12 protein-coding genes are annotated in these 14,084 nt (G+C 70.2%); 6 read left to right on the forward strand and 6 right to left on the reverse strand.

The genetic code is table 11. The features are described from left to right. Positions 1–4 precede the first annotated feature (4 nt). The 3 genes from ADK57_RS14135 to ADK57_RS14145 are packed head-to-tail and all read left to right on the forward strand — an operon-like array spanning position 5 to position 3,187. Positions 5–1,033, forward strand: a complete 1,029-nt coding sequence (locus tag ADK57_RS14135) for an ABC transporter substrate-binding protein (protein ID WP_053749775.1) — start codon at positions 5–7, stop codon at positions 1,031–1,033. Between the two features lie 32 nt (positions 1,034–1,065). After that, positions 1,066–1,932, forward strand: coding sequence for an ABC transporter permease (locus tag ADK57_RS14140; protein WP_053749776.1), 867 nt, complete (start codon positions 1,066–1,068; stop codon positions 1,930–1,932). A gap of 49 nt (positions 1,933–1,981) precedes the next feature. Further along, positions 1,982–3,187 (forward strand): lactonase family protein, encoded by a 1,206-nt coding sequence (locus ADK57_RS14145; protein WP_078973110.1) that lies wholly within the window; start codon positions 1,982–1,984, stop codon positions 3,185–3,187. Here ADK57_RS14145 and ADK57_RS14150 read toward each other — a convergent pair. Together ADK57_RS14150 and ADK57_RS14155 are read right to left on the reverse strand one after the other, a co-directional pair. Further along, positions 3,168–4,571 carry an alpha/beta hydrolase-fold protein gene (locus tag ADK57_RS14150; RefSeq protein ID WP_053749777.1) on the reverse strand — a complete coding sequence of 468 codons (1,404 nt, stop codon included), beginning with the start codon at positions 4,569–4,571 and terminating at the stop codon, positions 3,168–3,170. The genes ADK57_RS14145 and ADK57_RS14150 overlap by 20 nt on opposite strands. 81 nt (positions 4,572–4,652) lie before the next feature. Continuing rightward, positions 4,653–5,987, reverse strand: coding sequence for a hypothetical protein (locus tag ADK57_RS14155; protein WP_107091543.1), 1,335 nt, complete (start codon positions 5,985–5,987; stop codon positions 4,653–4,655). A 302-nt stretch (positions 5,988–6,289) separates the two neighbouring features. Between ADK57_RS14155 and ADK57_RS14160 the strand changes: the two genes are divergently transcribed. Together ADK57_RS14160 and ADK57_RS14165 are read left to right on the forward strand one after the other, a co-directional pair. After that, positions 6,290–7,531 (forward strand): cytochrome P450, encoded by a 1,242-nt coding sequence (locus ADK57_RS14160; protein ID WP_053749778.1) that lies wholly within the window; start codon positions 6,290–6,292, stop codon positions 7,529–7,531. Positions 7,532–7,545: 14 nt separating this feature from the next. After that, positions 7,546–8,589 (forward strand): zinc-dependent alcohol dehydrogenase, encoded by a 1,044-nt coding sequence (locus ADK57_RS14165; RefSeq protein ID WP_053749779.1) that lies wholly within the window; start codon positions 7,546–7,548, stop codon positions 8,587–8,589. 598 nt (positions 8,590–9,187) lie between these two features. Here ADK57_RS14165 and ADK57_RS14175 read toward each other — a convergent pair. From ADK57_RS14175 to ADK57_RS14185, 3 genes are all read right to left on the reverse strand, one after another. After that, positions 9,188–9,487 carry a hypothetical protein gene (locus ADK57_RS14175; protein WP_053749781.1) on the reverse strand — a complete coding sequence of 100 codons (300 nt, stop codon included), beginning with the start codon at positions 9,485–9,487 and terminating at the stop codon, positions 9,188–9,190. Between the two features lie 116 nt (positions 9,488–9,603). Then, on the reverse strand, positions 9,604–10,977 hold the full coding sequence (locus tag ADK57_RS14180) for a cryptochrome/photolyase family protein (protein WP_053749782.1): 1,374 nt from the start codon (positions 10,975–10,977) through the stop codon (positions 9,604–9,606). Positions 10,978–11,050: 73 nt separating this feature from the next. Further along, entirely contained in the window at positions 11,051–12,616 is a 1,566-nt protein-coding gene (locus ADK57_RS14185; RefSeq protein WP_053749783.1) for an SDR family oxidoreductase, read from the reverse strand. Between the two features lie 120 nt (positions 12,617–12,736). Here ADK57_RS14185 and ADK57_RS14190 point away from each other — a divergent pair, with 120 nt between their 5' ends. Then, entirely contained in the window at positions 12,737–12,988 is a 252-nt protein-coding gene (locus ADK57_RS14190) for a hypothetical protein (RefSeq protein WP_053749784.1), read from the forward strand. A gap of 27 nt (positions 12,989–13,015) precedes the next feature. On the opposite strand, the gene ADK57_RS14195 is transcribed toward ADK57_RS14190, so the two are convergent. Next, the gene (locus ADK57_RS14195) at positions 13,016–13,933 is read right to left on the reverse strand and encodes a LysR family transcriptional regulator (protein WP_053749785.1); all 918 of its coding nucleotides are present in this window, start codon (positions 13,931–13,933) and stop codon (positions 13,016–13,018) included. Positions 13,934–14,084 lie beyond the last annotated feature (151 nt).

A 14,084-nucleotide genomic window follows, 5' to 3' on the forward strand; every position in this document is an offset into this window, starting at 1 on the left:
TCCCATGCGACACCACACCGGCGCCCGGACTCTCGCGCTGACCTCCGCCGCGCTCCTCGGCGCCGCCCTGCTGACCGGCTGCGCCGACAACTCGACCTCGGTCGGCGCGGACGGCAAGACCACCGTCTCGGTGGGCGTGAGCGGCAACATCTTCGACCTGTCCATCCGTGTGGCCGAGGAGAACGGCTACTTCGACCAGCACAACATCAAGGTCAAGTACGTGACCCTGACGGCCGCGACGGGCACCTCGGCCCTGGAGTCGGGCTCCGTGCAGTTCCTCAACGACAGCCCGACGAACTTCCTCGCCGCCCTCTCCAAGGGCCTTCCGGAACTCGCGATCGGCACCAACGGCGGCGGCAACCCGCTCGGCCTGGTCGTCAGCGACGCGTTCGCCAAGCAGCACCAGCTGACCGCCGGCACCCCGGCCGACCAGGTCGCCAAGGCCCTGGCCGACTCGACGGCCGGCGCCAGCTCCGCCAACACCAAGGCCGAGGCGGGCCTCTACCTCAAGGCCCACGGCGTCGACCCGGCCAAGCTGAAGTGGGTGTCGCTGCCCAGCCCGGCCGCCGACAAGGCCTCCCTCGTCAAGGGCGAGATCGACTGGTTCATCACCTCCGAGCCGATACCCCTGCAGGTCCAGCACGACGGCGACGGCGTCGTGGTCGCCGATCCGCTGAAGGTCCCCCAGTGGGCCTACGAGGACGCCGGATACGGCCAGTTCGTGGTGGTGAAGAAGAGCTACGCGACCGCGAACCCCGAGGTGACGAAGGGGTTCGCCACCGCCGTTCAGCAGGCGACCGCCTACATCGACACCCACCTCAAGGACGACACGGTGCTGAAGGTGGCGCAGAAGACGCTGCCCGGTGTGCCCGACGACGTATTGACGAGCAGCGTGGCCCAGGTCGACTGGCCGAAGAGCGGGGAGCTGACCGAGGCCGGCCTGAACAGGACGGTGGCGTTCGTGAAGAGCATCGGAGCCGTTCCGGACGCGAAGGTCTCGTCCGACGACTGGACCAACAAGTACCTGCCGTGACACGGCCGGCCCCCGACCGGAAGGAACACACCATGGCGACCGCCACGGGCAACGCCGTGACCGAGCCCGCCCCCGACACCGCGCCCCGGCCCAAGGGGCCGAAGAACGACCGCTGGCGGTCCGCCGCCACCGTGGTGCTGCTGCGACTCGCCGTGATCGTGGTCGCCCTCGTCCTGTGGCAGGTGCTGAGCGGGCCCGTCGTCCCCGAGTACGCGGTCAGCAAGCCCACCGACGTGGCCGACGCCCTGACCCGGATGCTCGGCTCCGCGTCGGGGTGGACGGACATCAAGGTGACCGCCGTGGAGGTGCTGGCCGGCTTCGGTCTGGGCGTCGCCGCCGGGACCGTGATGGGCCTGCTACTGGGCTCCTTCCCGCTCGCGGGCCGGGTCCTGGAACCCCTGGTCGCGGCCCTCAACGGCATACCGAAGATCGCCCTCGCCCCGCTCTTTCTGCTGTTCTTCGGCATCGGCCCCTGGTCGAAGATCACCATCGCCATGACCGGCGTCGCCTTCGTCGTCTTCTACAACGTCTACCTGGGCCTCCGGCTGCGGGAACGCGAACTCGTCGAGGTCGTCCAGGTGATGGGCGGGCGCAGGCACCACGTCCTCGGCTACGTGACGATCCCGACGCTCGCCGCCCCGTTCTTCGCCGCGCTCAAGACGGGCGGCCCGCTGGCCATCCTCGGCGTCATCGGCGGCGAGTTCATCGCCTCCTCCGAGGGCGTGGGCCACCAGCTGTTCACCTCGGCCCAGAACCTCGACGCGGCGAGCGAGTTCGCCGGTCTGATCATCCTCGTCGCCATGACACTTGTCCTCAACGGCGTGCTCACCGCCCTCGACACCTACGCCCTGAAGCGCCTCGGCCTCGCGGCCCGCCGTCCCACACCCCGCCGGGGCTGAGCCGCGGACACCCTCCGGCTCCGGTCAACGAGAAAGGACTCGTCCCTCGATGAACGACCACCCGCATGTCCGTGGGGCCCGGCCCCACGGGCCGTCCCGCAGAACCGTGCTCGGCGCCCTCACGGCGTCCGTACCGCTGCTCGCCGCCGCTCCGGCCCAGGCGGCACCCACCCGGACCGGGGACTTGCTGTACATCGGCACCTGGGGACGGGGCCAGGTGCACGCGGTCCGCTTCGACCCCGTCCACGGGACCATGACGTCCCTCGGATCCGTCGCGCAGGTCAGCTCGAACTGGGTGGCCGCACACCCGACCCGCCCGGTCCTGTACGTCGCCGGCAGCGAACAGGGCGGATACATCCGCGTGTTCCGCGTCGCCGACGACTCCGGAGCCCTGCAGCAGATCGGCGAGATCGAGACGGAGAGCGTGCCGGCCGGCAGCGGCGGACTGTCGTACATCGGCGTGGACCGCCGCTCGGACACTCTGCTGGTCGCCGACTTCGCCGCCGGTACGGCGGCCACCGTGCCGATCGGCGGAGACGGGGGACTGGGCGCCGTGGCCTCCCGCGTGCAGGAGACCGGCTCCGGTCCCCACCCACGGCAGCAGGGCCCGCACCCGCACCACGTGGTCATCGACCCGAGCCGGAGGTTCGCGCTGGTCGCGGACTTCGGCGCCGACCGGGTCTTCGTCCACCGCTACGACCCGGCCACGCGCGCCCTGTCCGCGGCCGGTACACCCGACGGCCCCGGCTCCTACGCGACGGCGCCGGGGTCGGGGCCCCGGCGCCTCGCTTTCCACCCGAACGGCCGCACCGTCTACTTGCTCAACGAGCTGACCGCGGACATCCAGACCCTGGAATGGGACGCCCGGCAGGGCCTGCTGGCACACCGTCAGAGTCTGACGACCAACGCCCCTGACCACACCGGGACCACGAGCGCCGCCGAACTGGCCATAAGCCGCGACGGCCGCTTCGTCTACGTCTCCAACCGTGGTGAGAACACCCTGGTCGTCTTCTCGGCGGACCGAAGGACCGGCCTGCTCGCTGAGGTGCAGCGCATCCCGTGCGCGGGGGTCACGCCGTGGAGCTTCACTCTCCATCCCGGCGGAAGGTGGCTCTTCGTCGCGAACGAGGTGAGCAGCATGGTGAACCTCTTCCGCGTCGACCCGGGGTCCGGACAACTGACGGACACCGGTACGTCCGTACCCGTGCCGAACCCCGACTGCGTCGCCGTCCGCGTCACAGTGACTGGCTCATGATCCAGTCCCGGATGCCCGGAATGGTGTAGGCGATGCGCCAAGTGGCCAAGTGTCCGCTCACGTTGGAGCCCGCCGGTACGACCGTGCCTGCCTGGAAGGAGGCGTAGTTCACCGGTGCCTTCTGGGCCTTGAGGTGGCGTACGTCGGCTGCGAACTGCGCCGCGGTGGACTGCCCGTCCCAGACCGCGGTGGCGACCTTCGTGCCCGCGTCCTCGATGACCTGCATGATGGCGTTCTCGCCGGGGTACGCCTTGTCGTCGTCCTGGGCGACGACGACCCACAGCTTCTTGTCCGCCAGCGGCGCGGTCTGCTCCTGGGGCCACTGGCCCGCGACGACGAAGGAGGCGGCGAACAGGTCGGGGTGCTTGATGTTCATGCCCAGCGTCATCATCGCGCCCATCGACTGCCCGGTCGCGTACAGCCGCTTGGGGTCGATGGGGTACTTCTTCGTCAGCGACCGCACGAGGTTGACGGTGGCGTCGAACAGGGTCGAGGGCTCGTAGTCGTCGTCGATCACGACGGAGCCGTATTCCGGGGCCAGGACGAAGGACTCGTGCCGGGCCTGGTCCTCCGGGCTCGCCCAGCACACGGCGCCGAGCCCCTGCACCAGCGGACCCTGCGTGGCGACGTTGACCACGGTCGAGTCGTGCATGAACAGCACCAGCGGGTAGCTGTTGCCGGGGTCGTGGTTCTTCGGGACGAAGAGGTTGTACTTCAGGCTCTGGCCGGTCGCCGGGTCGTCGAAGGTGAACTGCTGGAAGTCGTCGACGATGGGATTCACCACGGAACCGGTGGCCAGCGTGGTGTCGATCGCCGGGTAGCGGGCGCCGCGGGTGGTGGTGACCGTGCCCTTCTGGGTCAGCGTCGCCTTCGCCGCCTGGATGGTCCCGCCCGGGGTGGTGTCGCCGACCTGCGGCCCGCCCCCACCGGGAGCGCCGCCGGAGCCACCGGAACTGCTCGGACTGGGACTGGCCGTGGCCGCGGGGGCGCTGGGCGTCCCCGTCGGGGAGCCGCCGGAACCGATCCCCCACAGGGCCGCCGCCGTGTCGTCGGGCGAGAGCTCGACGATGACGTAGCGGCCGTCCCTGCCCCGCTCGGCGAGAGCGGCCGTCCGGTTCGCGTAGACCTTGGTGACCGTCCGGTCGGTGACCGCGAACGTCGACGTCGACAGCGTCGAGGTGTCGATGTCCTGGTCGTACTCGACCGCTACCGCAATGAGCTTCTGACCCTCGCCGAACACCTTCGTGATCGCGGTGGCGCTCTGGACGTGACCGGCATTGGAAGCCGTGACGTCAGGGTCGGCGGTCGCGGCGTAGGCCACGCTGCCCACGGCGGCGAGTGAACCGGCCGTCGCGGCTCCGGCGATGAACGTGCGCCTTTTCATGGAACGGACTCCTCAGAATGGGGGAATGGGGGAAATGAGGGAATGGGGGAGCGGGGGTGAGTTGACAGAATTGGCCCCGGCTCAGCCGCGCAGCGCGTCGAGCATGTCGCCGATCTTCGCCGCGACCGTCTCGGCCGCGCCCTGGGCGTAGGAGGAGTCCATCGCCTCGTACGTGATCCGGGCGTAACCGCGGGCCTCGGCCATGTTCTTCGAGCCGCCCTCCAGCATCGACAGGACGGCGGTGTGCGGGAACGGCGAGTGCTTCTTGATGCTCAGCGCGGTGTCGGTGGACAGCTCCGGCTCCACACCGGCGAACACGCCGTCACCGACCTGGAGGACCCAGATCGGCACGTCCGCGGTGCCGGTGGGAGTGAAGTCGTACGTCTTCGTCGGCCCTGTCGGATGCCCCCCGGCCGTCGTGCCGACCGTGACGGTGTCGGTCACCAGACGCAGGGGTGAACTCGCGCCGGCGCCCGCGGTCTTGATGGTCTCGCTGACCCTGACCACCTCGGTGCCCAGCCGCTCGCCCTGCACCGTGAGCAGCAGCCAGCCCGCGTCCTGGGCGTCGACCTGGGACCACTTCTTGTCCTTGTCGATGGTGTATCGCTTCGAGCGGAACGCCGGTGCCTGGTCCCCGCAGGAGCCGACCAGGAAGAACCCGACGGTGTCACCGCCGTACTGCTTCTCGACGTGCTGGACCGCCGCGCCGGCGAGGTCGGCCGTGATCGGCAGGTCGCCGCTCGCCATGACGGACTCCATCATGACCGAGGACTGGACGCTGTAGTTCATGAGGACGGCGATCGGGTTGCCGTCCTCATCGTCGAAGCGGGTGACGCCCACGCTCTTGTCGGAGGTGCCGGCCTCCCCGGTGCCCAGCCACCACCCGTCGGCGGTGAGGACGTCCCGGTTGACGTTGACGTCGCACCTGCCGGTGCCGTAGCCGACGCGCGCCGCTTTGAGGCCCTTGACGGCGACGGCGACGGCGGTCGAGGCGGCCTGCTTGATCTGCTCGACGTACTGGGCCGTTCCCGTGCCGGTGCTGGTCGAATTCACGTGCGGGGCGGAGAACGTGTGCGTCACGGTCACCACGATGTCGGCCGTCGCCACGCCGGCGGCCTTCGTGATGACCGCCCTGATCGCGCTGATCGCCTCCGCGCTGATCGACGTCAGGTCCAGCACGGTGAGGGCGACGCGGCGCGACCCGCTTTCCAGCAGAAGGATCCGCACGTAGAGGTCGTCGTGGACGGTGGTGAAGTTGTCGAGCGGCAGGAGGGACGACGGAATGCCGATCGCCGCCCGCCCGGCGCCCACCTTCAGCCCGGTTCCGCCCGACGCCCGGGCCTCGGCAGCGGTCGACAGGGATGCGGCCGTCACCGCCGTTGCCACGGAGCTGCTCAGAAATGACCGCCGATGCATCTAATTCTCCTTCGAATTCTTTATCGACTCCATCGTGGGGATCGTTGCATCGCGATATTCGGAGGGTCAATGAGCAGGGTGAGGAACATAAGATTGCATGCGGCGAATGAACGCGCGTGACCAGGAATTATCTGAATAGCCTGTGCAAATCTCGCCTTTTTCTTGGGGAGTTCACAGGTGGGTATCTGGCCGGACGCTGGACGCGGCTGGAAGTGGACCAAGCGGTACGATGGCACTCGTCATTGATTGTACCGGTCGGTCGAAGTAGGCTGCTGCGTGAAGCAACACGAGGAGAGGTGACCATGACCGAGACAGTGTCCGGTACCGGCACGCCCCAGGAATTCCCTGAGTTCCCGTCGCCCCGTGCGAGCGAGTGCCCCTTCGCCCCGCCGCCGGGTCTGCTCGAACTGCACGAGACGGGGAGGGCCGTCGTCCGCGCCAGGACGTGGGACGGCAGCACACCGTGGGTCGCCACGTCCCACGAGGGCCTGCGCCAGATCCTCTCGGACCCCCGGGTGAGCGCGAACATCGGCGCACCCGGCTACCCGTACACGACCGAGTCCATGAAGGCGCATGCCGCCGACATCCAGCCGTCCATCAACAACACCGACGGAGCCGAGCACGCCCGGTGGCGCCGGATGCTGACCGGCTCCTTCACCCGTCACCGGATGGAGAAACTCCGGCCGGCCATCCAGCAGATCACCGACGACCTCATCGACAAGCTGCTGGAGGGGCCCCGTCCGACCGACCTGAACGAGGCTCTGTCGCTCCCGCTTCCGTCGCTGATGATCTGTGAACTGCTCGGCGTGCCCTACGAGGACCACGAGTTCTTCCAGGAACACGCGGGTGTCACCAACTCGCGGTTCAAGACCCCGGAGGAGGCCGAGGCGACCAGGCAGGCGCTGCGCAGCTACATCTCCGGGCTCATCGAGGCCAAGATGGACGACCCTGCCGAGGACGTCCTCTCGGACCTGGGGGAACGCGTCAAGGCGGGCGACCTCACCCTGGAGGAGGCCGCCCCGCTCGGCCACATCCTGCTCGTCGCCGGCCACGACACCAGCGCCAACATGATCACGCTCGGCACCGCGCTGTTGCTGCAGAACCCCGATCAGCTCGACGCTCTGCGCGAGCACCACGACGACCCCAAGTTCGTCGCGAACGCCGTCGAGGAACTGCTGCGCTATCTGACGATCCCGCACCTGCTGGCGCGCCGGGCGATCGTCGAGGACATCGAGATCGACGGCGAGATCCTCCGGGCCGGCGAGGGTGTCATCGCGTCCCTGCCCGCGGCGAACTGGGACCCCAAGACGTACCCCGAGCCCGGGAAACTCGACCTCACGCGCCCCGCCGCGAACCACCTGGCCTTCAGCTGGGGGCCGCACCAGTGCATCGGGCAGCAGCTCGCCCGGATCGAGCTGCACGTCGTGTTCAGCACGCTGTTCCGCCGTATCCCGACTCTTCGACTCGCCGTCGACGTCTCGGAGTTGAAGTTCAAGGAGGACTCACAGGCATACGGCATCTACGACCTTCCGGTCACCTGGTGAGGAGAGCGAACCCGATGGCCACGATGAAGTCTGTCCAGACCGGTGCGAAGAACGAGATCGCGGTGGTGGAGATCGAGCGACCCGTGCCCGGGCCGCAGGACGTGCTCGTACGGATCCGCGCCTGCGGCATCTGCGGCACGGACACGTTCTTCGTCCAGGTGGGTGGCACCCCCTACACCCCGGACGGCGAAGTGGTCCCCCTGCCGCTCGGTCACGAGCCGGCCGGCGAGGTCGTCGAGGTGGGCGCCGAGGTCACCGACCTGAAGGTCGGCGACCGCGTGGTCGTCAACCCGCAGGGCGTGCCCTCCGGGATCATCGGCTGCGGTGGCGAACACGGAGCCATGAGCGAGTACCTGCTCATCGAGAACGCCGAGATCGGCACGAGCGTCGCCGTCTTCCCGGACGACGTTCCCTTCGATGTCGCCGCCCTCAACGAGCCGATGGCGGTCGCCCGGCACTGCGTCAACCGTTCCGAGGCGGGGCCGGCCGACAAGGTCGTGGTGTTCGGTGCCGGCCCCATCGGCCTGGGCACCACGATCTGGCTGAAGCTGCGCGGAGTGGAGCACGTGGTGGTCGTCGACATCATCCCCGAGCGCCTGGAGACCGCGCTGGCGGTAGGCGCCGACGCGGTCGTCAACTCGGCGAAGGAGGACGTGACGGAGCGCCTGGCCGAACTGCACGGCCAGGCCGCCAACGCGCTCGGGCAGCCCCGTGCCGGCACCGACATCTACATCGACGCCGCCGGCGCCCCGGCCGTGTTCCAGGCCGCCGTGGACTCGGCGAAGTGGAAGGCCAAGATGGTCATGGTCGCCGTACAGAAGAAGTCCGACGCCATCGACCTGGGAGGCATGCTCCGCAGCGAACTGACCCTCATAGCGTCCCAGGGCTACCCCACCGAGATCTTCGAGGTCACCCCCGAACTCGCCGAGCACCAGGAACGGTTCGCCCGGCTGATCAGCCACCGCGTGCCGTTCTCCGAGGTCGACCGGGCCTTCGAGCTCGCGTTGACCCCCGGGGCCGCCGAGAAGGTCGTCGTGACCTTCGACGATCAGACCTAGGGCCGGTCCGGCTCACAGTGTCCGCAGCAGATCTGTGACTCCCTCGGCGACTCTTTCGGCGGCACCCCTGGCGTGCCGGGGCGTACCGGGAGTTCATGGCCTCGTAGGTGATGCGGTCGTAACTCCCGGCGTCCGCCAGGTACTTGGCGGCGCCGTTGGTCATGGTGACGACGCAGGTGGCGGGGAACGGGGAAGCGGTCTTGATGTCCAGGCCGGTTCGGGCGTTCAACTCCACCTGCGTGCAGGCGAGGACGGTGTCGCCGATGCGGGCCACCGCGATCGGGGCTTCTGCCTCGCCGTCCGGGGTGAAGTCGTAGTCCGTCGTCGGGCGGAGGGCGTGCCGGCCCGCGGGGGGTACCTGGGCAGGGACCTTCACTCGGTCGTGGAGTATCCGCAGCGGTGCCGTGGGGGCGGCGGTGCGGATCTGTTCGGTGACCCGCACGGCCCCGGCGGCGAGCCGTTCGCCGAGCAGTTCCACCAGCGCGACCCGTCGTTATGGACATCGGTGCGGAGTAGCTCGCCCTCCCCGGTGACCGTGGTGCCCTGGTCGGCGCGGCCGGCGCAGTGAGTTCCTCTGCCGCTCGGCCTCGGGCGTGCGCTAGGGCGGCAGGACGTGCGGGGCGGAGAACGTGTGGCCCGCCACGATCAGGCAGTGGTCCGGCTCCACCGCACACGTCCGCCGGAGGATGTACCGGGTCCGGGCGATCTGGTCCTCGAAGAGGGACGTCTGCTCGATCACGGTGACCGCGAGCCGAGTGGTCCCGTCGTCCAGGACGAGGACCCGTACGCGCAGGGGGTCGTGGAGCGAGGTGAACCCGTCGACCGGGAAGAGGGAGTCCGGCAGTTCGACGACCGCCCTGCCCGCGCCGGCGGTGAGAGCCGAGCCAGGCCCGGTCATGAGCTTGCGAGACGTCCGTCATCCCGACCACGCCCCCGAGTCATCCGGCGGGCGCTCGCCGGCGGGTGTGCAGGGCGCCGCGAGGCAAGGCCCTGGACTGCAGGTGTGCCGCCTCCTCAGTCGCGTCCACGGGCCCGCTTGAAGCGGTCCAGCCCGTCGGCCAGGTCGATGATCGGGTCCGGGTAGTCGATGGCCGCCCGGTCCAGGCTTCCGAGCTTCCAGGGCTCGTGCACCGATGGGCCGTCGAGGCCCGCGAGTTCGGGCACCCAGCGTCGTACGTATGCCCCGTCGGGGTCGTGGCGCCTTGCCTGGGCGGTCGGGTTGAGGACCCGGTTCGGGCGGGTGTCCGTGCCGGTCCCGGCCACCCACTGCCAGTTGAGCTGGTTGTTGGCGACGTCGCCGTCGACCAGCAGGTCGAGGAAGTGCCGGGCGCCGACCCGCCAGTCGACGTAGAGCGTCTTCGCGAGGAAGGAAGCGGTCAGCAGGCGTGCGCGGTTGTGCATCCAGCCCTCGTGGCGCAGCTGGCGCATCGCCGCGTCGATCACCGGATAGCCGGTGCGGCCTTCCTTCCAGGCCGCCACGTCCTCGCGGGCCGCGCGTTCGGACCGCCAACGGTCGTGTCTGGTGCGGTAGTCGGCGGTGGCGGCGCCCGGCCGCGCCGCGAGTACCTGCCGGTGGAAGTCGCGCCAGGCCAGTTGCCGTACGAAGGCCTCCGCGCCGGGGCCGCCCGTCCGGCGCGCCCGGTGGACCAGCTCGACGGGGGAGAGGGTGCCGAAGTGCAGGTGCGGCGACAGGCGCGAGGTGGCGTCACCGGCGAGATCGTCGTGCCGGTCCTCGTACGCGGCGACACCACCACGCAGCCATGCCGACAGGCGTTTCCTGCCTTCCCGCTCACCACCCCGGGCCAGTCCTTGCGACACTCCGGCGAGGCCGCCGCGGGCGGGGAGCTCCTCGGAGCCGATGCCGTCCGGCACCCGTACGGCACGCGGTGCGGCGAGAGTGTCGCGCAGGTGCTGACCGGACCACCGGCGGAAGTACGGGGTGAAGACGGCGAAGTGGTCGGAGGACGCCGGGGTGACCGCACCCGGCGCGACGGCGGTGTTCACCGTGTCGTGGACGTGCAGCCGGCGCCCCTCCGCCTCCAGGGCGAGACGCAGGCGTTCCTCGCGGCGGCGCGCGTAACCGCTGACGTCGGCCGCCAGGTGCACCTCTTCGGCGTCCCCCTCGGCGGCCACCTTGCACACCTGGTCGACCACGTCACCGCAACGCACGACGAGCCGGCCGCCCCGCTCGCGCAGACCGGCGTCCAGCTCCCGCAGGCAGTCGGCCAGGAAGGCCAGCCGGTTGGCGGCGGCGAAGCCGGCGCGGTCCACGGCCCGGTCGCGCACGAACAGCGGCACCACCTGGCGGCCCCCGTCGCCGGCCGCCCGAAGCGGCGGGTGGTCGTGCAGCCGCAGGTCGGAGGTGAACAGGACGACTGAGACGTTCATGACGGGTGCTCCGGGGACGGGGGGAGGTGACGGTGATCTGCTTCCATGGCGGCCGACTTGGCGGATGCGGGCGTCAGCGAGCGGGCGCCCGGTCCCTCGTGGGGGTGAGCGGTGCCCGGGCCGCGGCCTTTGCGATGTTGCGGGCCATGCCGCCGAACACCAGGGCGTGGAAGGGCGAGACGCTCCACCAATAGGCGTGGCCCAGCAGCCCGTGGGGATGGAAGAGAGCGCGCTGGCGGTAGCGCGTGCGGCTCCCGTGCCCGGTCTCGCCGCCCCCCTCGCGGGCTGCCTCGTCCTCCGTCTCGACATACATCTCCAGCCAGGCCAGACCGGGCAGCCGCATCTCCGCCCGCAGCCGCAGGAGCCGCCCCGGCTCGATCTCCTCGACACGCCAGAAGTCCAGCGAGTCGCCCGCTCGCAGCCGGGCCGCGTCCCTGCGCCCGCGGCGCAGACCGACCCCGCCGACCAGCCGGTCCAGCCAGCCCCGCACCGCCCAGGCGAGGGGGAACGAGTACCAGCCGTTGTCCCCGCCGATCCCCTCGATCACCCGCCACAGTGCTTCGGGGGAGGCGTCCACCGGCAGCTCCCGGTGGTCCGTGTACAGGCTGCCCCCGGCCCAGTCGGGGTCGGTGGGCAGTGGGTCGCTGGGGGCGCCGGGAACGGAGGCGGACGACCAGCGGGTGTCGACCCGGGCGTCCCGGACGCGCTGCAGCGCCAGCCGGACGGCCTCGTCGAAGCCGACGGGATGCCCGGGCGGATCGGGGACGTACCGCGCGATGTCGTGTTCGTGGCACACCACCTCGTGACGCAGCGACTCGGTGAGCGGCCGTGCGATCGCCGCCGGAACGGGGGTCACCAGCCCGACCCAGTGGCTGGAGAGACCGGGGGTGAGCACGGGGACGGGGACGATGACGCGGCGCGGAAGCCCGGCCACGGCGGCGTACCTGCGCATCATGTCCCGGTAGGTCAGGATGTCCGGCCCGCCGATGTCGAAGGCCCGGTTCACGTCGTCCGGCATCCGGGCACTGCCGACGAGCGCGCGCAGCACGTCCCGCACGGCCACGGGCTGGATCCGGGTGCGCACCCAGCTCGGGGTGACCATCACCGGCAGGCGCTCGGTGAGGTAGCGCAGCATCTCGAAGGAGGCCGAGCCGGAGCCGATGACCACCGCGGCCCGCAGCACGGTCGTCGGCACGCCCGAGCCGAGCAGGACGCGGCCCACCTCGGCGCGGGAACGCAGATGCGGCGACAGCTCCTTCTCGGGCACGCCCGCGGGAGTGAGACCACCGAGGTAGACGATGCGCCGGACCCCGGTGGCGCGGGCCTGCTCACCGAAGATCCGGGCCGCCTCGCGGTCGGTCTCCTCGAAACGGCTGCCGGTGCCCAGGGCGTGCACCAGGTAGTAGGCGACGTCGATGTCCCGCAGGGCCCCGGCGACGGACTCGACGTCGGTGACGTCCCCGCGCACCACCTCCACGTCGCCCGCCCACGGATGATCGCGCAGCTTTCCGGGGGAGCGGGCCAGACAGCGCACCCGATGCCCCTCGGCGAGCAGTTCCGGAACAAGCCGGCCGCCGATGTACCCCGTGGCGCCGGTCACCAGGCAGCGCAGTCCCGGTCCGGAGTCGTCCTCGCTCATCACGCCTCGCTCCCTCGGTGTAGGTGTCCCCGTTATCCCTTCCACAGAACGGACCGGAGCGGACGCGGTGATTTGCATGGATTTCGAAGGGTGTGTCCAGTGGGTTGCGCAGAGCGACACATGCCCGGGCCGATCGCGGGCAAGCGCATCGTACGGAAGTGGTCGTTCTCGGAGTCGAAAGTCGAGCTGGAGGTGGCTGCCGCTATGGGCGCGAAGGTGTTGGAGCGGTTTCCTGCGGGAGCTCCGCGCGGATCGTGGCCGGCGGAGGAGTACGCGGCGGCGCGCCGCGCCGAGGGGAAACCGGCGAGGGTGGTCATGGACCTGAAGTCGGACGCATTCCTCGTGGTGGTCCCGGCGCACGACGAGGACTAGGGCCATCCCTTCACCGGAACGGCGGGCTCAGCGGTCGCTCAGTGTCCCGCCCAGCTCCCGGGCCCTGCGTACGAACACCTCGTACAGGTCCTGCGCCGCCCGCGGCACCGACTCGGCCTTGCGGCGTTGCAGCATCAGCAGCACCCGGGTCGCATCGCCCTCGATCGGCCGGTAGGTGATCGTGCCGAGCCGCTCCAGCGGATCTCCGGCCACGCTGAAGTCCGGCAGGACCGTCGCGCCGAGCCCTTCGGCGACCATCAGCTTGCCCATCTCGGCGCCGTCGGTGGAGTACGAGAAGGACGGGGCGCGGCCGTCCAGGAGCCGGTGGACATAGCGGTGCATGACGTATCCGGAGCGCATCGCGATCAGGGGCTCGGCGAGCAGCTCGTCCACCGTCACCGCGGGCCGCGACGCGAGCGGGCTGTCGGGGCGCACGCACACCACGGGCCGGCCGCACAGCAATCGGGTGGACTCGAAGCCGGCGGGCACGTCGTCGCCGTCCAGGTGGTTCACCAGACCCAGGTCGAACCCGCCCTCGGACAGGGCGCGGTGGATCTCCGTCTGCTGTGCGCCGACCACCTCGACCTGAGTGACCGGATGCGCCGCACGGAATTCCCGCACCGTCGGGACGAGCAGCGGCACGGTCGCCGCGTTCACCGTGCCGACGCGCACCATCCGGCTGATGCGGTGCTGTTCACCGGCCGCCTCTCGCAGCCGGTCCACCGCCTCCAGCACATGGACGATGTACGGCAGCAGCTCCCGGCCCTCCGCGCTCATCGTCGCCCCGGACCGTTTGCGCTCCAGGAGGTCGACTCCCAGCTCCCGCTCCAGATTTCTCACGGTCTCGCTCAACGCGGGCTGCGACAGGCGTAGTTCCTCCGCCGCGCGGCGCAGGGAACCGAGCCGTGTCACCGCCGCTATGTATTCCAGCTGTTCGGTCCGCATGCCGGAAGAATGCGGGTGATTTCGCGGGGCGTTCAAGGGTTTCCCTGTCACACGTTCGTGAAATTCAATGGTCCGCGATACGAGACCGGTCGGGTTTTCCTTGACGGCCGTCGCGGCCGACTGCAACCATCGACGGCATGAAGATGCGACT

Origin of the sequence: Streptomyces sp. MMG1533, from assembly GCF_001279775.1 — a bacterium.
Taxonomy (GTDB): Bacteria; Actinomycetota; Actinomycetes; order Streptomycetales; family Streptomycetaceae; genus Streptomyces.